We start from the raw sequence: 21,040 nt of genomic DNA on the forward strand, positions 1-21,040 counted from the left end.
ACATTTATAATGTATAACTTTAGCAACTCTTTCGACTTTTTTCAATAGCAAAACAAAAGAAAATAAAAAAACTTTTTTCATAGATAATAGTCTTCGAGTGATGTAGAATAGGGGCAAGACCTACTAGGAGTGGTAATGATGGGGGATTATTTTCATTTTGATGAACGACTTGGAATTCTTCTTCCTTATTTAGAAAAAGAGTGGGAGGAGTATTCCGAGGAAATCCAACAATATATTTTGTTCCAATGGGAAAAAATCAGGGGCCATATACCTGATCGAATTTCAGAAATTGAATTCGTTATAAATAAAAAACAAGAACAACTCGGCAATGAACCTGATTTTGTTCGCACCTGTGAACTAAACAACGAAATTTCAGAATGTGCCTCCATCATTAATGATTTATGGATTTGGTACAGAATGAATCAAGGTATATCAAAGAAAATACACCAATAGAAAAAGTCTAATCTCAAAGATTAGACTTTTTTAATATCCTTTTTTATTTCCCTAACAACATGACCAAGTTCAGGTAAAATTAATTTTTTCATTGCAAGCTTTACTGCTCCAGAAGAACCTGGTGTTGAAAATATTGCCGTATCGTTACTAACGCCTGCTATGGCTCTTGAAAGAATAGCGGCTGACCCAATATCCTCCGTATAGCTAAGCATTCGAAACAATTCTCCAAACCCGACGATTTCTTTATCTAATAATTTTGAAACCGTCTCAATGGTCACATCACGTTTTGCAATGCCAGTGCCTCCATTTGTTAGAACCACATCAATTTCTTCGTGTTCACAGCCTTCACGTATGGCTCTTTCAATAGAAGCTTCTTCATCTTTCACAATTTTATAATCTAGAACTTTAAAGCCATTTTCTTCAAGAAGTGTAATCATTAATTGGCCACTTTTATCTGTTTCTTTTGTTCTAGTATCACTTATTGTAATGACTTTGCATGTGACAGAGGCTGGTGTTGTTTGCTTATGTTCTTGGACACTCATATCTTTATGACTCCTTTTCATTCAAGAAACGAAAACGGTAATAATTGTGGGCAAAGTCACTGACCTGTCTTGTTAGTTGATAATTCATTCCAGCACCAATTGCCATGCTAATAAGCGGAATCCCTTGAATCATACGCTTACGTAAAACTGAAATCGCGATTGCTTTTACAATATGCTTCAATGGCAATTCAAGCCACGTTTCATCAGTTAACTCTTCTGATCCATTGTAAAAATATTGGTTCTGATTGTACCCATCTGCATCCTGAATAAGGGCTTCCCATCCTTGATAGCGCATGCGTTTAGGCAAGGTAGCTGCATGAAATACCTTTAATGATGTCATCATTTCATATGGTGTATTTACTTCATATCCATATGTCATCGCAATTAATTGGACAATCCGAAGATTTAGAATCGTAATCGCTGGTATATCCGTCCCTAGCAACAATAGTCCCCCGGTACCGGACAAGCCTCCGTGGGCAAATGAATAAAGGCGATGCTTCGCTATCTGATTTTCAGTTAGGTATGTAAGCTCGTCAATTGTGAGATTTTTCAAATCCGATATATCATCAATGTCTTGGTTAAAGATACGTGCTGAGTGAATCAACCGTTCTCTTGCATCCACTTGAAATTGAGAGCCTTGGAGTATCGCATGTAAATGAAACAGCCAATTATCTAGTTTTGAAAAGAACTCGGTCCGGATATTCTCAGGAATAAGACTTAACGAGTTTTCAAGCCATTTGTCATAGGTCATTTCAAAATCTGTTTGTTCATGATGCATTTGGCCTGACCATTTTTCAATTTCCATTAAAACTTGTCGTTCCCGTTCTGTAAAATCCATAATCATCCTCCGTTTCCAACTTTGACTATGTGTATTATATCATAATGTAAAAATAGGTCATAAAAAAGACAAACCCTTTAAGAGTTTGTCCTTCCATCTTTATTTTGTTAAACGCATGACATCGCGAGCGATCATGACTTCTTCATCTGTAGGAATAATAATAACCTTTACCGGTGAGTGCGGATAGCTTATAAATGCTTCTTTTCCTCGTACCTTATTTAAAATTGGATCCCAATAAACGCCCATGAATTCTAAACCAGTTAATACTCTTGCACGAATAGTGTCACTGTTTTCTCCAATACCTGCTGTGAAAATGATTGCGTCCACACCATGCATACGTGCTGCATATGATCCAATGTATTTATGAATTCTGCTAGCAAACACTTCAAGAGCTAATTCAGCACGTTTGTTACCTTGATCCGCTTGCTCTTGAATATCACGCAAGTCACTTGAGAATCCAGAAACACCAAGCATTCCACTTTCTTTGTTTAACACATCTAACACTTCATCTGCTGTTTTTCCTGTTTTCTCCATGATAAATGGAATTAATGCAGGGTCAATATTACCAGAACGTGTTCCCATCGTTACACCAGCAAGTGGAGTAAAGCCCATAGATGTATCAATTGATTTTCCGCCTTCTATAGCAGCGATACTAGCGCCATTTCCAAGATGACATGACAATAGGCGAAGCTCTTCTAAAGGTCTGCCTAAAAGTTCAGCTGCACGTTGTGAAACATATTTATGAGACGTTCCGTGGAATCCATACTTTCTAATTCCAAAGTTTTTATAATAGTCATAAGGTAGACTATATAAGAATGACTTCTCTGGCATTGTTTGGTGGAAGGCTGTGTCGAATACGGCTACTGCTGGAACATTTGGTAGCACTTCATGAAATGCTTTGATTCCTGTAACATTGGCAGGGTTATGCAATGGTGCCAATTCAGATAGCTTGTCTATTTCTGCTAATACCTCATCAGTAATGACAACCGAATCAGCAAATGACTCTCCACCGTGTACAACTCGATGTCCGATTCCATCGATTTCATCTAGGGTTTTGATAATACCTAATTCGGTTAGTTTATCTAGTAATATTTTAACAGCAACAGCATGATCCGGAAGTTCTGTTTCTGTAGTTATTTTTTCGTCATTAACTGAAATTGTAAAAACTCCCGTTTCAAGTCCAATTCTTTCAAAGATTCCTTTCGTAATAACTTCCTCACTTGGCATTTCAAATAATTGAAATTTAAGTGAAGAGCTTCCTGCATTTATCGCAATGATTTTAGACATATCGTCCGCTCCTTTGTTTAAATCACTTTTCTATGTAAATTATTGTTCTACATTATTCTATGCAAAACGACACAGTTTCATAGATGCCATTTTCATTTAAACATCGGTACAAAAACTTTTCAAGGAGTTCGCCGGTTTGGTACCGTTTTCGCCATAATGTTCTTATATTCAGATAATGGAAAGCGCTATTAATCAAGAAAACTCCGGGATTGATAACAAAAAAAGAGACCCAATGGGATCTCCTTACTTCTACTATTCATTTTTCTCTTGCTTAAACCAATCATCGATTTGTTTAATAATACCTGCCATAGCTGTCTGATTTGAAAACTTCGGAAGGTTGGCAAGCAAGGCTTGCTTAGGTGCTTTCACATTAAGTCCTTTTTTCTGGATAATAAAAATACTTTTTGCGTGCTGTTCATTCTTAAACAACGAAAGTGGAAGCTGAATCATTCCTTGAATAAAAGCGTGCTCTTTAAGAAATTCATTTAATTCTTTTGCGTACTCACTTGTAAATAAGTGATTTGGAACAAGGAAAAATAAATAGCCACCCGCTTTCGTATATTTAAGGCTTTGTTCAATAAAAAGATGGTGGGCGTAAGAATGACCTTTTTTAGCGCGCAGTTCAAAACTAGCTGCTCCTATATCATTCGGATAATAGCCGACAGGCAAATCACTGACAACTACGTCCATTGGGTCTATATAGAGTGGCTGTAGACTATCTTGGTTATAGAATTGAATGGAATGCTGCTGAAGGTTCGCACTAACATATGCCACTTTGATTAAAAGGTCATCTACATCAATCCCACATGCTTCAATTTCTTTGGATTGATTTTGGTTAAGTACAGTTGTTAAGAGATTTGCTGTTCCAACAGCTGGATCAAAAATGCTGAATCCTTTCCAGCCTTCAGTGAATTTTGAAACAAGGTATCCGATAAAGATTGAAATGGCGTCTGGTGTCATTTCATGGTTTGCCTGGGTTGCTTCTTTCATTCCTTTTAGAGCAGCAAGCTGATAAGCCTTGCGAATTTCTTCAACTGAGTATTGATCTAGTTTGACATGGGTATATTCTTTTTCGATACGCTTTTTGGATAGTTCACTTAATTCTTCCTGTAGGATGGTGTTCTGAAAGAGGTTTTCTCCAGTTTCGGCAACTGCCTCTAAGTATGTACATGCTAATTCTTCTTTAAGTAATGTTGCGGTATTGTCGATAACAGTAAATAGTTTTTCAATTGCAGATATTTGTGCCATTGTTTTTCTCCTTTTCCTACACTTAACATATCCCTTTATTTTAAAAGAAATGATGAAGTAGTTCAACAAAGTTAAAAAAGAATCCCAATTTAGATTGGGATTCCCGTAACTTCACTAGGCGCTTGCGCTTTTCAATATTACTTAGCTGCTTTTGCCGCTTCTAATGCTGCTTCATAATTTGGATGATTTGTTGCTTCACTTACGTATTCTACATATGTTACTGTATCACTGCTGTCAACAACGAATACGGCACGAGCTAATAATCGTAGTTCTTGAATAGCTACACCATATGCTTCTCCAAAAGAAAGATCACGGTGGTCAGAAACCGTTTGAACATTTTCAATACCGTTTGCACCACACCAACGCTTTTGTGCAAATGGCAAATCAACACTTACTGTTAAGATTTTAACATTACCTAAACCAGCAGCTTCTTCGTTAAAACGACGAGTTTGTGCATCACATACACCTGTATCAAGTGAAGGTACAACACTTATTAAACGAACAGAACCCTTTGAGTCTGCAAGTGTAACTGGTGTTAAATCATTTGCTAATACAGTAAAATCAGGAGCCTTGTCCCCAACTTTTACTTCATTCCCCAATAAAGTGACTGGATTGTTTTTAAATGTGATATTTGCCATTTTTCCAAAATCCTCCTTAAAATGTTATGTACAGTGTAAATGATATCTTTAATTCAAAAGGATTGCAATGAATTCGAATGAAAAAGAGAAGGCTGTTTTCGCAAACATTGTTGTTCTTGATACAATTGATTTATCCAATATCAACAACTTTTAGAAAAGAGTCAAAGAGAATTAAAAAAGAGTCAACTGTAAGACAGCTAACTCCTACCATTTTTTAGATATCGAAATCTTGTTGTTTCTGTTGATTTTGCTGATCTTGATTATTCTTTTTAATCATTTGTTGGATTTTGTCAACAGCCTGTGGTGCAAGTTCAATAAGTTTTTCAAATAAATGAGTGCCTTCATCAAGATGAAGCATCTTAACACCATTTGAACTAACAATTAAAAAAGCGATTGGTGTAATCGAAACTCCGCCACCACTACCTCCACCAAATGGGAGATTAGATCCTTGTTGTTGTTGCTGTTGTTGGTCTCCACTTCCACCACTATCTTTTCCACCCTCACCTTGTCCCTTAAATTCACTACCACCTGCAGCAAATCCAAAGCCAACTTTTGAGACCGTTAAAATAACGCTCCCATCAGGCGTTTCAACAGGGTCTCCGATGATTGTATTCACATCGATCATTTGTTTTAAATTTTCCATTGCGGTCTTCATTAAACCCTGTATTGGATGATCAGACATCATACATTCCTCCTGACAATCTAAACTGATTTTTTATCCGAATCGGCATCATTAAGCTTTGAGAGGGTCTGGGATTTAAATTTCGGTAGACCCCCTCGCCATCTTTTAATCGCTTTGATTCCTGCTACCATAGCATACCCGATTCGAAAATGAATCATGCATCTTAGCCTAGTTTCGGATACGGCTACTTGAAATGAGGGAGTAATGGAATATTCCGGATGGGTTTTTAGGTTAAAATAATGGCTCATCACTCCGACAATCGTGCCTTTAATCGACCATCCAAGTCCAGTGATAATTCCAGTATGGGCGGCGTCACCCACCCCTATATGTGAATGCCACTCAAATCGTGAAACTGAAATTTTCTTTAAAAAACGCTTAAATACCGGTACCAAATCGATGACTCGTTGAAGAATTACTTTTGTATCATGGAGATTGTCCATTAAATTATGTACAGAGAATTTCTCCTTTTTCTTTTTCTCATCTGTGGCGACATTTCCTTTCTTCTCCTTTTTGTACACGATGCTTGGCGTTTCATTGTCAACTGCAACCATCGGGACATTAATGGTATATCTTATCAGCCCAAACCAAATGCTGAATCTGATCTTAATATGGTCATCGTCTTGTGAGTGATTTGCTTCTATAAATATTGTTAGTTTTGTTATCAGAATAAGAAGGAAAAGTAGGACTAAAAATAATAAAATAAAAAAAATCCACTTCACAACACTCACACCCTTTCAATGTTTCATTATCACCTTCCATCATGCAAAAAATACACAAAAAGGGCATCTTTGGTAATGTGTCTCCATATAAAAAGAGTGCCCAAAGGACACTCTTATTTTTTAGCATGTATAACCGTTGTATCAGATAAAAGATCATGAATTCCTTGTTTTTTTGGTAAAAAAGCGACGATGATATAGCCGATGAAAAAGAGTTTTGAAATATACCGACCAATAAACTCCCTAAAGAGAACCGTCATCCAGCTAAGTGATTTTCCGTCGAGAGGTACAACTTTTATTCCAAACACCATTTTCCCTAATGTCTGGTTAAAAAATTTGGTCATCAACACGAAATATAAATAAAAGACAACAGCAGTTGCAATTGATGTTGCACTAAATATATGACTTTCAGTTAATGGTATGTCTAGTGCTCGAAAGGCAGGATAAATTAAGATGCGATTTATACTCCCAATTACAACTAAGTCCAATAAATATGCCCAAAACCGCATCCAAAAGCCAGCATAACGTGGCACCTCTTGAACGATTGGCCGATCTGTATGATCGTGAACATGATTACTGCCCCGAACTCCTTCATGTGTTAGATCCATATTCAAGTTAGTCCCTCCTATTCCGCGTACAAGTACATCATTCTAGGTGAATTTGGCTGAGACAATAGATGAACCAACGTTGCCATTTCGATGTCATCATTAAACATTTTTTTCGCACTCATAGAAAATAGAGATCCAAATCCAAAATTAGTTTCATACTCGACAACTTTGATATTTTTAAGATCGTAATCTTGTTTCATAGCTTCAACCGTATCTTCAAAATACCCTAGTTCATCAATTAGATGATTTTCCTTAGCTTGCCTACCATCATAGATTCGTCCGTCTGCAATACGACGAACCTCTTGCTCTGACATATTACGTCCCTCTGCGATTACATTAACAAATCCTTGATATGCATTATCGACCATCGATTGCATAATGTTTCGTTCTTCTTCTGTCATTTCCCTACTTGGAGACATGATATCCTTGTAAGGACCACTTTTAATGGTTTCAAATTTCACGCCATATTTTTCAGCTAGCCCACTATAATTAATCCCTTGCATAATAACCCCAAGTGAACCTGTCATGGTGTCAGGAGTAGCAAATATTTTGTCTGCTGGAGCAGAGATATAGTAGCCGCCAGAAGCTGCCATCGCTCCCATTGAAACATAAATTGGTTTATCCGTTTTTTCTTTTAGATCTGTTAACTTTTTATGTATTTCCGCGCTTTCTACAACACCGCCACCTGGTGAATTCACTTTAAGAATAATTCCCTTCACCGTTTTATCCTTTTCCGCTTTTTCAATCATTTTTAAGAATGTTTGGTGTTGATAACCGGCTGTTTGGAAGAAAGATGTTACGTCCTCACCTGTATCCTGAATTACTCCATTCACAGATAATACGAGAATTTTATCTATTCCTTTACCTTCCATTACAACATTTTCGAGAAAGTCTTCATTTGAAGTCGCTAGTAAATCATCTGAAAGACTACTGAAGTTTTTCGAAGCTAAATTTGTTGCGAAATTAAAAAAGATTGAAAATACAAATATGACTGCAGCAATGCCTAATGCTGCCCACCGTTTACCATTCATTTCATTTTCCTCCTACATAGATGTTGATGGTACTGAATCAAATGCGCCTTGGCGTATTTATGCCCAGATTTTTTAGGCCCACATGAGGTGGGTCACAAAGACGTTGCCACAGGATGTGGCGTTCTTAGTCTTTGATCTTAAGCTCGAAAAGTTTCCTTTTAAAATCTGTGGCATCCGCCGGAGGCTTTAACTTTATTCGATTGGGGGTCCCTCCCCCAATCGAATAAAGTTAAGAATTTGTTCAAAAATAAATACGAATCAGAACCAAAATAGTTTCATTTAATTGATAAACTTAATATAAAGCAACATAATAGCTTTAATATTTTTACCATTCTATTTTAAAAAACCAATAGGAGGCTATTTAAATGGAACGTCGAAATCTCTATTTCTTTTATAGAAAAGAAGATAAACTAATCGAATATGTTGAACAACTAAATCAGCTCGCAAAAGAGCATCAATTTACAGTTGTAGATGATGCTGCGAAGGCAAACATCATTGTTAGTATAGGAGGAGATGGGACTTTCCTACAAGCTGTTCGTAAAACGAATTTCCGCCAGGACTGTCTATATGTCGGAATCTCTACAACCGGATCCTTAAACCTTTATTGTGATTTCCATGCCGACGAAACTGACAAAATGGTTGAAGCAATGTTACATGAAAAAGTCGAAGTTCGTAGGTACCCAATCATAGAAGTAAAGGTGGATAACAATCCATCCTTTTATTGTTTGAATGAATGCTCCATTCGCTCGGCTATCATTAAGACCTTGGTTTTAGACGTCTATATTGATGATTTACATTTCGAAACATTCCGTGGCGATGGCATGATTATTTCGACCCCAACTGGAAGCACTGCTTATAATAAATCGGTTCGAGGTGCTGTCGTGGATCCGCTACTTCCTTGTATGCAAGTCACTGAACTTGCATCATTAAACACAAACCAATATCGAACCCTAGATTCTCCGTTTATTTTAAGCGGAACTAGAAAACTAACATTGCGAGATGTACAGGATGGAAACGACTTTCCTACAATTGGGATGGACAATGAAGCTCTTAGCATTCGGAATGTAAAACAAATTGAGATTCAGTTAAGTGAAAAAAGAATCAAAACGGTGAAATTAAAGGACAATTCATTCTGGGAGAAGGTAAAACGAACATTTTTATAGAATGATCCTAAAAGTTACTAGACCAAGCTATGGAAGCTTGGTCTGTTTTGGTTATTGTTCATACATCACAGTGTCATCAACCACGGTCATCATTACATTTGTACTTGGTATTTCATCTTCAGGAATATGCAAGATGTCTTTATCAAGAACAGTGAAATCAGCTTTATATCCCGGTACAATTTTCCCCATGCAATTTTCCTTTCCAATTGCAAAAGCACTTCCAGTTGTAAACAGCTGGACAGCTTCGTATACGGATAATCTTTGTTCGGGCATGTAAATCTCTTCTCTTCCTATTTTCTTTCTTGTCACTGCTGCATGAATTCCTAGCAAGGGATTAATCGGTTCAATCGGTGCATCAGACCCACCTGCACAAGGAAGACCCACAGTCAATAATGTCTTCCAAGCATAATAATAGTCCATATTCATTTCACCAATTCTTTCAACCACCCACGGAAAATCAGATACGACAAATCTTGGCTGGATATCGAGGATGACCGGTAACTGTTTTGCTCGCTCGATTAACTCTTGTCGTAAAATTTGAGCATGAATTAGGCGATCCCGTTGATTTGGTAATGGTGGAAATTCTTCAATTGCGTCTAATACATATTCAAATGCAAGGTCCCCAATCGCATGGACAGCAACCGGCATCTTATATCGCCTGGCCTTTTGAACCAGTTTTTTCAACTCATCTAATGTGTGAATAGCAACTCCTGATGTATCAGGTGAATCATTATATGGATGACTTAATAATGCGGTTCTGCCACCTAGAGAGCCATCCGCAAATATTTTCATTGCACCAAATTCAAGAAAATCTCCATATTCTCCAAAGGAAAAGCCTAATCGATGCATATCATCGACTACCTCATGATGAACTAAAAGATTTGTCCGAAATTTGATGCTTTCTGCATTAATTATTTTTTGAAACCCTCGCAATGTGCGCGCAAAACCTCCATAATAATTCAAATCCTCTGTATGTCCACCGACAAGTCCTTTGCTCAGACAATCGTTAACTGATATTTGAAGTGCCTTTTGAATGTAATCTTCCGTCACTTCTGGAATCACTGTTTTTACCAGCTCCTGCGCTTGATCTAATAAATACCCAGTTGCATGACCATTTGTATCCCTTACAATGACCCCACCCTCAGGATTTGGCGTATCGTCCGTGATACCAGCTAATTCTAATGCCTTCGTATTCACAACAACAGCGTGCCGGCAAATTCTTTTTAACATGAGCGGATTATTGGGTGAAAGTTCATCCAGTTCATTTCGATGGAAAATTTTTCGGTCAGGAAGCTGATTTTCATTCCATCCTTCTCCAATTATCCATTCTCCCGCAGGCTTATCTTTTAAATATTCTTGAATGGAAGTATACATTTCCTCGGAAGATGTCATGTCCGAAAAATCTAGCTTTAACAGTTTTTCGCCATGACCAATGAGATGCATATGGCTATCTACGAACCCTGGAAACATCGTATTTCCTTTTAATTCCATTATTTTTGTAATTCGCGATTGATATCGATTTTCTATATCTTTCTTTAATCCTGTGGCAACAATAGTGCCACTTTCCACGAAAACCGCTTCTACAGTCTCATTCTCCCGCTCTAGCGTGTAGATTTGTCCACCCATCCATAAAGTTCCCATCATCACACCTACTGTTCTAGATTTAAGATAAGATTACTTTAACACGAAAAAGCAGGTAGTAAAATATTTAGGGGTTCTGTTTTATGGTGCTTTTCATAAAATAAGTGGCAAAATGACAGTAGATTCGGCATCATAATTGTTTTTTAAACTTGTCCCCGCAATCGGTAGGTTTTCTAGCCATTAATGTGGAACTGCTGAAAAAATTAAGCGGAGGATTTCCGGTTATCCAAAGCTAAAGCCATTCTTTTTTTTATAATTTAGAGTCAATAAGCGAAATCTCTCCGTCTATTTTAAAGACCTGGGTGTTTAGCCTGTTCCACAACCGATAGGTGGGTCCTCGACAATAGACAGAAGTTTTGACCCCTTTTTTCACGAAAATCGGATCAAACCTTTGCAAATATGGAAAAAGACGTGTGCCAATTCACACGTCTTTTCTTAATAATGCACCCGAAATAGAACCTCTATAAAAATACTATCTGCTTTTCTACTAACTATGCATTTGCCTTTGCTGCTTCTGCTTGTCTAAGCTCGATTCTTCTAATTTTTCCTGATGTTGTCTTCGGTAGATCATTCACAAATTCAATTTTTCTTGGATATTTATATGGTGCTGTCATTTGCTTTACATGTTCCTGTAGGTCTTTGACGAGCTCCTCAGTGGATGCTACACCTTCGCGTAATACAATGAATGCTTTAACAATATTCCCTCGAACTTCATCAGGACTTGCGACAACTGCACATTCCTTTACAGATGGATGCTTAACTAGTGCATCTTCAACCTCAAATGGTCCAATGGTATAGCCTGAACTAATGATAATATCATCAGCACGGCCTTCAAACCAGAAATAGCCATCTTCGTCTTTTTTTGCCTTGTCTCCTGTAATATAGTAATCTCCTCTAAATTGCATAGCTGTTCTTTCAGGATCCTTGTAATATTCTTTAAAAAGAGCTGGTGTGTCGACATGGACACCAATATCGCCTACTTCTCCTACCGGACAAGGCTTACCAAACTCATCAACAATTTCTACATGATTGCCTGGTGTTGGTTTGCCCATGGAACCAGGCTTAATTTGCATTCCTTTTAATACACCTACTAATAATGTATTTTCTGTTTGTCCATAACCATCTCGAACTTCTACGTTAAATTCTCTTTTGAATGTGTCGATTACTTCCCGGTTTAAAGGTTCCCCCGCTGAAACAGCACTATGTAAATCCGGAAGTGAGTAATCAGATAGATTTTCTACCTTTGCCATCAAACGATACTCTGTTGGCGTACAACATAGGACATTAATCTTATAGGAACTTAGCAATTCTAAATATTTATTTGGATTAAATTTACCGAAATACACAAATCCTGTTGCACCACTTCCGAGTGTCGATAGAAATGGGCTCCAAATCCATTTTTGCCAACCAGGACCTGCCGTCGCCCAAACCGTATCTGATTCACTGATACTTAGCCAATAAGGAGCAGCTGTTTTTAAGTGAGCAAATGCCCAGCCATGTGTATGAACAACGCCTTTTGGATTTCCAGTTGTCCCAGATGTGTAAGATAAGAAGGCCATGTCATCCTTATTTGTTTCTACTGCCTTTAGCTGATCTGATTGAATTTTCATATTTTCTTCTAAAGAATCCCAACCATCTACTTTTTCCCCAACTACAAACTTTTGAATATGGTCGATATTTTCAATGGATAAAAATTGATCACAATATGGGTGGTGGCTGATAATCGCTTTCACATCTCCATGAATGAGTCGGTATTGAAGGTCTTTCGTACGGAGCATTTCAGAACTTGGGATGACCACTAATCCGGCTTTTAAAGCGCCTAAATAAACCATATATGCTTCGACTAAACGAGGAATAATAACTAATACTTTGTCACCTTTCTTAAGGCCTTTGTTCATCAAGGTATTTCCAATTTGGTTTACATTTTTGAAGAGGTCTACGTATGTTATTTCTTTTTTGTTCCCCTGCTCATCTTCCCATTTTAATGCAATCTTTTTTGGATCATTTGCATATTTTTCAATTTCCTTTACGAGATTATACTTTGCAGGTGCAATTAAATCTTCTTTTTTCACGATCATTCCTCCTCTACTTTTATAGTCTAATTATATAAAATATTTCAACCAATTTGGAAGGGGTTTTGTGAAAAAATTATGACCAGGTTATAATACTTGATTACATTTTTAATGAATCCAATAGAAAAGGACGGGTATGATCCCGTCCTTGTAGCCATTTATATATATTTATTTTTTAGAAGTTACCTCCGCTCATATGTTGTTGAGCGTAAGATACTAAACGCTTAGTAATTTCTCCACCAACTGATCCATTAGCACGAGAAGTTGTATCAGCACCAAGGTTTACACCAAATTCTGTTGCGATTTCATATTTCATTTGATCAATAGCTTGTTGTGCACCAGCTACTAGAAGTTGGTTACTACTGTTGTTGTTTGCCATGTGACTTCACCTCCTTGTGAGTATATAATGTGTAAAATCACATGGCATAATACATTTGAACCACTGGTAAATGTTCACAACAAAAGAGTTCTTTTTTTTAGAATAAGTCCTTAATTTCTTCCTTCTTCGTACCATCTAATGTAAGAATTTCTGTTTCATTAACTGCTTTTTCAATCAAGCTTTCAAAATCAGTATAACTTTCATAATGTGTTACTTTTTCTAGTCTTGGTCTTGTTTTTGGTGCAGCAGGTGTAAAGATAGTACAGCAATCCTCAAACGGTCGAATTGAAATATCATGGGTATTGATTTTCTTTGCCATATCAATAATATGAAACTTATCTACAGTAACAAGTGGTCGAATAATCGGTGTATTTGTGACATTGTTTATAACATGCATACTTTCCAATGTTTGACTTGCCACTTGTCCAAGGCTTTCTCCAGTTACAATCGCTAGCGCATTGCGCCTTCTTCTAATCTCGTCGGTGATACGAAGCATCATCCGTCTAGTAGAAATCAGTGTATAGTTTTCCGGTATTTGTCTTTGAATGGTGGTCTGAATTTCAGTAAATGGCACGATATGCAGCTTAATCGTACCTGAAAAATCAGTTAGCTGCTGTGCAAGGTCAATTACCTTTTGGCGTGCACGTTCACTTGTGTATGGTGGGCTATGAAAATGCACTGCTTCAAGCGTTAATCCCCTTTTCATAGATAGGAAGCCAGCAACAGGACTATCCAGACCTCCTGAAAGCATGAGCATTGCTTTCCCGCTTGAACCAACTGGAAGGCCACCTAATCCTTTCTCATCCTTAAAGGTGATGTACGTTGCTTCCTTACGAACCTCAACACGCATATTGATATCAGGGTTATGCACATCCACATGGATATCTTGGATATTCTTTAAAATATGTGACCCTAATTCATAATTTAACTGATTGGAATCAAGTGAAAAGCTTTTATCTGATCGTCTAGCTGATATTTTGAATGATTTTCCTTTGTGTTCTAACTGTTTGATAGCTGCAAGAACACCTTCTTTAATATGTTCAATTTCACTGATAACCTTTAACGCTAAACTAAAGGATTGAATACCAATGATATTTTTGAGGATTTCCACGATTCCCTCATGTGGTTCTCCATTAAGCTTAATATATATTCGGTCTCTCGTTTTTTCAAACGTGAGTCCTTGGTATTTTGTCAGTTTTCTTTGTATTTGAGTTGAAAGTTTATTTATAAACAAGTTACGATTTCGACCTTTTGTTGTAATTTCGCCAAATCGTATTAATATGTGATCATATTCCATTTCTTTCCCCCATTACATTTTGTAGTTTCTGTATTGCATTCTCAATCGCATTTATTAAAATCGGAACTTCTGCCAATTTATTTTGATGGGATAGACTGATCCGAATTGAGCTATTTGCTTCGACTACTGGTACTCCCATTGCAAGCAAGGTTTTACTTGGTTCATTTTTTTTCGATGAACATGCAGAGGTCGTCGAAACGTATATTTCCTTTTCCTCCAATAAATGTACAAAAACCTCAGGCTTTAACCCATCAATGGAAAAATTTATAATATGTGGAGCACTACTTTTTTCAGGTGTATGAATCTTGACCCCGTTCATTTTTGATAATTGTTCAATAATCTCTTTTTTTAGAGCGGTGAGATGATGAATTGCTGCATCTCTTTTCTCTATTGTTAACCTTAATGCCTTGGCAAGGGACACAAAGCCGGCTACATTTTCTGTGCCTGCCCTTTTTTGCATTTCTTGATCCCCACCAGCGATTAAGGATTTTATTCGAACACCTTGGCGAACGAAAAGAACTCCAGTTCCTTTTAGTCCATTAAACTTGTGTCCTGAAATCGTACATAAATCAAGTTTCGCCTTATTGATATCTAGATATGTTTTACCTATTCCCTGTACATGGTCAACATGATAAATAATCTTCGGATACTTTTCTAAAAGCTCACCTATCTCTTCAATCGGTTGGATTGTTCCAACCTCGTTATTTACATGAATAATAGAAACTAATATCGTATCTTCACGGATTGCATTTTTTAAACTTTCAATCGATACGACACCATTATTATCAACTGGAAGATAAGTTATTTCAAACCCAAGTTCTGTCAACTGATTGCAGGCTTCACTTACAGAAGGATGCTCAATTGATGTTGTAACGATATGCTTACCTCGATTTTGATATTGTAAAGCAATTCCCTTAATTGCCGTATTATTCCCTTCAGAACCACCGGATGTAAAAATAATCTCCTGTGGTTTTACATGCAAGAGGGATGCAATTTGTGTACGTGACTGACTTAAAAGCTTTTCAGCTTGTCCACCTATTCCATGTAAAGAAGAAGGATTCCCAAAATAATTAGTTGAAACTTTTACATACGAATCAATAACATCATCAAATGGTTTTGTTGTTGCACTATTATCTAAGTAAATCATCAAATTTCCCCTAATAAGCATATTTGCATCAAAATCATATCATAAAATGGATTGATTGAAAAAAGGAAAGGACCCCATTTTGAGGTCCTTTGTTTATTCACGATCGTCATCAAGCAACACTTCGATCTTCTTCAGTGCTCCCGGATCCACATCCTCAATTGCAGTTGCTGCTTGCTCTAGTGCAAGTGCATACTCAAAATTCCTAAAGGAGTTTTCAGCTTCTAGTAAACTTACTGCAATTTTTGGATTTCGGCTACGGTATCGGTTGCCATATTGAATGACTTTTTCTGCAAGATATACTTGCTCTATCATTTCTTCTGTATTCTTATATGTCTGTGAAATTAAATCAAGTGCAATTTGTAAGGCTTGATTTACCGTATTCATATTTAGTGGTTTTTCCTCAAGCGTTGACATAACTTGTGTTAAAGATAATTTTGCCTCAGACATAAGCTCCGAATACTTAACCGGCAGACCTGGAATATTACTTTTTGAAATAAGACGTTTTGCATCCGCAAGCTGTTTCTTCATTTCCAAGATTTGCTCTCGTGCATGTAGTTCATCTTTTCGAAGAGTTTTCAGCATTTCAGAGTATTGTAAATGCTCTTCCTTTACATCTTGAATTTTACCGTAAATCTCTTCAAGTTCATTTCTAATTAATGAATAAGCAATTTGGTCTTCCTCGAGCTTTGCTTGAATCGAAACATATTGTTTTACAAGTTGTTTGATTTGTTTCACGATATTACGGTGGCGGTCAAGATCCTTGTCATTTACATGATAGCTTTGTTGAACAAATGATGTTTCTTCCTCTGTGCTTTTACTACCTTCAATTAAGTCTTCAAGATCCTGTTCTATTTTTTCAACCTCGGTTTTCACAAACTGATTTGCCTTTACTTCCGCTTCGAGTAAGTCATAGATGGTATCGAGTGATTCTCGTGTTTCATCTAACCCTTTTTTCGCTTCTTCAAGCTTGAGCTCTTCAATTAAAGCAATATATTGAGTTAATTGCTCCTTCATTCTTTCGATTTCTTTTTCAATTTGATGATGTTCAAGAGAATAACCTTCCTGTTCCATTTGGCTATATCCTTCTGAAACTTCATTTAATTGATTCGGTAGCGCAATTTGGCTTTCATGTAGCAAATGAGGGATTTCATCCATCTGCTGTTTTGTTACCGCAAGAGCATCCTTAATGAGGAGTACGATTTCTCTAGCTTCGAAATAGTTACCATTCGTGGTAGCTTCTTCAAATTCCTTAAATTTCCCGTAAACACCCTCTAATTTTGTTTCAAGCTGTTTTTCTGCACAACCAAAAGTATGTCGGTGTGCAAGTAAAATCTTCTTCAGCTCACGATATAGTTGATTTAATTCATCAACCTCTACGCGATTTTTTTCTTCACTGCCAACTAAATCCTTAAGTTCTTCTAAAATGATTGCAATATTGCTTTCAGCATCATTTAGAATGGCTTCAATTTGAGCGAGAACTCGTTTCGCTTTTCCGAATCGATATTTATCTGCAAGGTCTTCCGCATCAAATAATAATTCCTCTACATCAGGAAGTGCAACCGTAACTATCTCATCCCATTGTTTTCGCCAACGTTCAAATAATTCCTCAGTCTGTCCTGTCATATTCAGATCTTTAACTTTTGCAATTTCATCTGTGACTGGTCGATTCATCATATCTATCTTCCAGGCTTCTAGCCTATCAACATCTTTATATATCTTTTTTCTTGAATAAAATCCAAAAATGGCAATTACACTTACTACTACGATTATGCCGATTATGATTTCCATAATTTGGCCTCCTTGCTCCCACAATCAATCTATTCTAAACATTTATGTATTTTTTTATATAAATTGCTATTGAAATGTTTTTATAATGTATTTATGATACCATGTAAACGACAATTTTTGACTAAAACTTTTAAAATTTTTTACAAATTTTATAAAAAAATGAGGGATTTGTCGATGAAAGCAGATGGTCATGTCCATACACCCTTTTGTCCCCATGGTACAAAGGATGCATTTGAGGAATATATTGCACAGGCAAAGCAATTAGGATTTGATGAAATTTCGTTCACTGAACATGCACCACTTCCCGCACGCTTTGTTGATCCCACGCCTCAAAAGGATAGTGGAATGGACCCAAATGAATTAGAAAACTATTTTACAGTTTTAACTGAACTTCAAAAAAAATTTGCATCCGAGATCAAAATTAATATCGGGTTAGAGGTCGACTATATTGAGGGGTATGAAGAGGATACAAAAACCTTTTTAAGCGAATATGGTCGATATTTGAATGATAGTATTTTATCCGTTCATTTTCTAAAAAAGGGAAATCACTACTATTGTCTTGATTTTAGTCCTGATATGTTTGAAACGATGATAGGGGATTACTCATCAGTAGAGGCTGTTTACGAAGCATATTATCATACATTATTATCTTCAATCACATCAGACCTTGGTCCGTATAAACCAAAAAGAATTGGTCATATGACGCTTGTTCATAAGTTTCAAAAAAAATTCCCTACATCCAAAAATTTCAGCGATAAAATAAATTCGATACTAGACTTGATTGCTGAACAAGGGCTTTCATTGGACTATAATGGCGCTGGTATCAATAAACCTCTTTGTCGGGAGGTATACCCTTACGAACAAGTCATTAAAGAAGCCATAAAACGAAAAATCCCTCTTGTCTATGGTTCCGATGCCCATAGCAGGAAGGATTTAAATCAAGGGTTTGATGATTTATATAAAGGTGCTGTTCTCGTTTCGCCGACTACATATTAACAGGGAATGGGGTTACATTATTTCTTAACGATTGTGGTTGCTTACAAATCGTCGTGTTAACCCACTTTTCAATTTCATGGCAATATTGCTCATTCACATACAGTTCATAAGGCATTAAATGAAGAACCTCTGACATATATTGAGGATATAAATATGGCATTGATAACATACCCTTCAACTGCATAATGGCATACGGAATCGGTATAAGGGCAAATTCCTGCTGCTTCATTCCAGTTTCAAAAATGGTTTGAAAATAGTATTTTTCTTTTGCCATATAGGTAGTCATGATTTCACGAATCAATGTGGTATCAAAGGAAATTTCCCTTTGGACAAATCGTGATAGCTGTCGATTTTCCTTTTGGTATTCCATAATGCCTCTGATCGCAAGCAATAAACATTCTCTGGCAGTTCTATTATCCAATTCAATATAGGCATGTTCAACAAATGTCAAATATCCTTCTAAATAAGAGGAAACAAGATGTTCAAGTAAACCTTCTTTATTCCCAAAATAATAGGATATATTGGCAACATTACAATTTGCTTTTCTCGCAATTTCACGAACTGTTGTACCATCAAAGCCCTTTGTATTAAATAAAAATACAGATGAATCTATAATTTTCTGTTTCATGTTTTTGCTTTTCATAACGAACCCACCTTACCCTTAATATTGTATAGATTTCGCTATGCTAAGGTAGATTCCTTTAAGATTTTATCGACAAGTAACGCATGATAAGCTATTATTTGATATATTTATGTAGGAATAACTCAAACGGAGGGGAAGAACCATGTTTCATGTCGAACAATATAAAGGTAATAAAGCAGATGGCTATCAACTTGTAACAAAACAACTCCAAGCTTTACTAGAAGATGAACAAGACCAAATCGCAAACTTAGCAAATGCATCTGCATTGCTTAACCAATTTTTAGACAACATCAATTGGGTTGGTTTTTATGTAAAAAAAGGAAATGAACTTATTCTTGGACCTTTCCAAGGGTTACCTGCCTGTGTGCGAATTCCGATGGGTCGTGGAGTTTGTGGTACTGCTGCACAAAACCAAAAGACTGAAAGAGTTGCAGACGTCCATCTTTTCCCAGGGCATATTGCATGCGACGCTGCATCCCAATCAGAAATTGTTGTTCCAATTATGAAGAATGGTGAAGTATTTGGTGTGTTAGATATTGACAGTCCTATCAAAGAACGTTTTGATGAAGTAGACCAGCATTGCTTAGAAGAATTTGTGAAAGTCTTGGAAAAACATATATAAAAAATAAAACCAGTGGGGGAGCCACTGGTTTTTGCTATCCATTTAACGCTTGATTTAAATCTTCCCAAATATCCTCCCATGCTTCTAGTCCAACCGAAAGACGAATTAAATTATCGGTAATTCCCATTTTCAAGCGTGCCTCTTCTGGAACAACTGCATGTGTCATAGTGGCTGGGTGCTGGATAAGGGTTTCTGTATCACCAAGACTCACTGCAATTTTAATTAATTTCACGCGGTTTAAAATATTTTGGGCATCCTTCTTTGTACCCTTAATAGTAAAGGAAATTAACCCGCCAGGCTTGCGCATTTGTTTTTTCATAATCTCATGTGCAGAGCTTTCTTTATCTCCGGGATAAAAAATGCGCTCCACATTTTGATGTTCTTTTAGTAAAAATGCAATTTTTTCCGCATTGTCACAATGGCGATCCATTCGTACCGGTAGCGTCTTTAATCCGCGAAGTAAAAGCCAAGCATCGAATGGAGACATAATCCCACCTATATCTTTTTTCGTTGTCATTGCAACTTGTTGGATAAAATCCTTCTTCCCGATGACAAGTCCTGCAATCACATCACCATGTCCTCCGATATACTTTGTCGCACTGTGAACGACGATATCACACCCTAATTTAATTGGCTGTTGCAAATACGGTGAACAAAAGGTATTGTCAACGACAACTGGGATTTGATGTCGTTTGGCCATTTTAACAACTTTTTCTAAATCAATGAGTTTCATAGTTGGATTAATGGGTGTCTCAATATAGATTAATTTTGTATTTGGAGTTATTTTTGACAGTATTTCTTCTTCAACATCCATATCGCTAAAATCATGATTGATATTGAACTTTTCCTCCATCATTTGAAGTAGACCAAACGTACACCCGTATAGCCCTTGTGAACAAAGGATATGATCTCCAGATTTTGTTAGGGCAAACAATACTGCGGAGACTGCAGCCATCCCTGATCCAAATGAAAGTCCTGCTTCCCCGCCTTCAAGGATGGCAATTCTTTCTTCTAAAAGCTTTACTGTCGGATTACCTAGACGTGAATATATATACCCTTCCTCTTCACCTGCAAAACGAGCTTCTCCTTGTTCTGCTGATTCAAAAGTAAAGGTTGACGTTTGGTAAAGCGGTGGTGCTAAGCTTCCATTTTGGGCAATTGACCCACCACCATGTATCGCTAATGTATCAAAAGATTTACTTTCACTCATGCTCCCTTCTCCCCCTTTAAACCTTCAATTCTACCATTA

At 36.9% G+C, this 21,040-nt stretch carries 21 protein-coding genes; 4 read left to right on the forward strand and 17 right to left on the reverse strand.

Annotated features, from left to right (window positions below):
- Positions 1 to 138 precede the first annotated feature (138 nt).
- Positions 139 to 453, forward strand: a complete 315-nt coding sequence (locus tag DZB84_RS08105) for a hypothetical protein (RefSeq protein ID WP_116351760.1) — start codon at positions 139 to 141, stop codon at positions 451 to 453.
- A 20-nt stretch (positions 454 to 473) separates the two neighbouring features.
- Here the strand turns inward: DZB84_RS08105 and DZB84_RS08110 are convergent, their stop codons facing one another.
- The 9 genes from DZB84_RS08110 to sppA form a co-directional block, all read right to left on the reverse strand.
- The gene (locus tag DZB84_RS08110) at positions 474 to 995 is read right to left on the reverse strand and encodes a MogA/MoaB family molybdenum cofactor biosynthesis protein (RefSeq protein WP_116351761.1); all 522 of its coding nucleotides are present in this window, start codon (positions 993 to 995) and stop codon (positions 474 to 476) included.
- Between the two features lie 4 nt (positions 996 to 999).
- Positions 1,000 to 1,833, reverse strand: coding sequence for an EcsC family protein (locus tag DZB84_RS08115; protein WP_116351762.1), 834 nt, complete (start codon positions 1,831 to 1,833; stop codon positions 1,000 to 1,002).
- Between the two features lie 99 nt (positions 1,834 to 1,932).
- Positions 1,933 to 3,120 carry an acetate kinase gene (locus DZB84_RS08120; RefSeq protein WP_116351763.1) on the reverse strand — a complete coding sequence of 396 codons (1,188 nt, stop codon included), beginning with the start codon at positions 3,118 to 3,120 and terminating at the stop codon, positions 1,933 to 1,935.
- Positions 3,121 to 3,372: 252 nt separating this feature from the next.
- Positions 3,373 to 4,368 (reverse strand): class I SAM-dependent methyltransferase, encoded by a 996-nt coding sequence (locus tag DZB84_RS08125; RefSeq protein ID WP_116351764.1) that lies wholly within the window; start codon positions 4,366 to 4,368, stop codon positions 3,373 to 3,375.
- Between the two features lie 137 nt (positions 4,369 to 4,505).
- Entirely contained in the window at positions 4,506 to 5,006 is a 501-nt protein-coding gene (gene tpx, locus DZB84_RS08130) for a thiol peroxidase (protein WP_116351765.1), read from the reverse strand.
- 214 nt (positions 5,007 to 5,220) lie between these two features.
- Positions 5,221 to 5,688: a GerW family sporulation protein gene (gene ytfJ, locus DZB84_RS08135; protein WP_116351766.1), complete on the reverse strand. Its 468-nt coding sequence runs from the start codon at positions 5,686 to 5,688 to the stop codon at positions 5,221 to 5,223.
- Positions 5,689 to 5,708: 20 nt separating this feature from the next.
- Positions 5,709 to 6,407: a DUF2953 domain-containing protein gene (locus DZB84_RS25220; protein ID WP_223254395.1), complete on the reverse strand. Its 699-nt coding sequence runs from the start codon at positions 6,405 to 6,407 to the stop codon at positions 5,709 to 5,711.
- Between the two features lie 113 nt (positions 6,408 to 6,520).
- Positions 6,521 to 7,012, reverse strand: coding sequence for an RDD family protein (locus DZB84_RS08145; protein ID WP_116351874.1), 492 nt, complete (start codon positions 7,010 to 7,012; stop codon positions 6,521 to 6,523).
- A gap of 17 nt (positions 7,013 to 7,029) precedes the next feature.
- Entirely contained in the window at positions 7,030 to 8,043 is a 1,014-nt protein-coding gene (gene sppA, locus DZB84_RS08150) for a signal peptide peptidase SppA (protein WP_116351767.1), read from the reverse strand.
- A gap of 365 nt (positions 8,044 to 8,408) precedes the next feature.
- Between sppA and DZB84_RS08155 the strand changes: the two genes are divergently transcribed.
- Complete coding sequence (locus tag DZB84_RS08155; RefSeq protein ID WP_116351768.1) at positions 8,409 to 9,206, forward strand: NAD kinase; 798 nt, start codon at positions 8,409 to 8,411, stop codon at positions 9,204 to 9,206.
- 51 nt (positions 9,207 to 9,257) lie between these two features.
- On the opposite strand, the gene DZB84_RS08160 is transcribed toward DZB84_RS08155, so the two are convergent.
- From DZB84_RS08160 to ezrA, 6 genes are all read right to left on the reverse strand, one after another.
- Positions 9,258 to 10,847 carry an amidohydrolase gene (locus DZB84_RS08160; RefSeq protein WP_116351769.1) on the reverse strand — a complete coding sequence of 530 codons (1,590 nt, stop codon included), beginning with the start codon at positions 10,845 to 10,847 and terminating at the stop codon, positions 9,258 to 9,260.
- Positions 10,848 to 11,338: 491 nt separating this feature from the next.
- Positions 11,339 to 12,919, reverse strand: a complete 1,581-nt coding sequence (gene mbcS, locus DZB84_RS08165; protein WP_116351770.1) for an acyl-CoA synthetase MbcS — start codon at positions 12,917 to 12,919, stop codon at positions 11,339 to 11,341.
- Positions 12,920 to 13,094: 175 nt separating this feature from the next.
- A complete protein-coding gene (locus tag DZB84_RS08170) occupies positions 13,095 to 13,298 on the reverse strand; it encodes an alpha/beta-type small acid-soluble spore protein (RefSeq protein ID WP_116351771.1) in 204 nt (67 codons plus the stop codon).
- Positions 13,299 to 13,395: 97 nt separating this feature from the next.
- Complete coding sequence (thiI, locus tag DZB84_RS08175; protein ID WP_116351772.1) at positions 13,396 to 14,595, reverse strand: tRNA uracil 4-sulfurtransferase ThiI; 1,200 nt, start codon at positions 14,593 to 14,595, stop codon at positions 13,396 to 13,398.
- Positions 14,585 to 15,742, reverse strand: coding sequence for a cysteine desulfurase family protein (locus DZB84_RS08180; RefSeq protein WP_116351773.1), 1,158 nt, complete (start codon positions 15,740 to 15,742; stop codon positions 14,585 to 14,587). The genes thiI and DZB84_RS08180 overlap by 11 nt, the downstream gene beginning before the upstream one ends.
- A 93-nt stretch (positions 15,743 to 15,835) precedes the next feature.
- The gene (gene ezrA / locus DZB84_RS08185) at positions 15,836 to 17,530 is read right to left on the reverse strand and encodes a septation ring formation regulator EzrA (RefSeq protein WP_116351774.1); all 1,695 of its coding nucleotides are present in this window, start codon (positions 17,528 to 17,530) and stop codon (positions 15,836 to 15,838) included.
- 174 nt (positions 17,531 to 17,704) lie between these two features.
- Here ezrA and hisJ point away from each other — a divergent pair, with 174 nt between their 5' ends.
- A complete protein-coding gene (gene hisJ, locus DZB84_RS08190) occupies positions 17,705 to 18,526 on the forward strand; it encodes a histidinol-phosphatase HisJ (protein WP_116351775.1) in 822 nt (273 codons plus the stop codon).
- Here hisJ and refZ read toward each other — a convergent pair.
- A complete protein-coding gene (refZ, locus tag DZB84_RS08195) occupies positions 18,516 to 19,169 on the reverse strand; it encodes a forespore capture DNA-binding protein RefZ (protein WP_116351776.1) in 654 nt (217 codons plus the stop codon). The genes hisJ and refZ overlap by 11 nt on opposite strands.
- Positions 19,170 to 19,311: 142 nt before the next feature.
- Here refZ and DZB84_RS08200 point away from each other — a divergent pair, with 142 nt between their 5' ends.
- The gene (locus DZB84_RS08200) at positions 19,312 to 19,791 is read left to right on the forward strand and encodes a GAF domain-containing protein (RefSeq protein ID WP_116351777.1); all 480 of its coding nucleotides are present in this window, start codon (positions 19,312 to 19,314) and stop codon (positions 19,789 to 19,791) included.
- 34 nt (positions 19,792 to 19,825) lie between these two features.
- On the opposite strand, the gene megL is transcribed toward DZB84_RS08200, so the two are convergent.
- Entirely contained in the window at positions 19,826 to 21,001 is a 1,176-nt protein-coding gene (gene megL / locus DZB84_RS08205) for a methionine gamma-lyase (RefSeq protein ID WP_116351778.1), read from the reverse strand.
- Between the last annotated feature and the right edge of the window lie 39 nt (positions 21,002 to 21,040).

Origin of the sequence: Bacillus sp. HNG (assembly GCF_003400205.1) — a bacterium.
Lineage (GTDB): Bacteria > Bacillota > Bacilli > Bacillales > Bacillaceae_L > Ferdinandcohnia.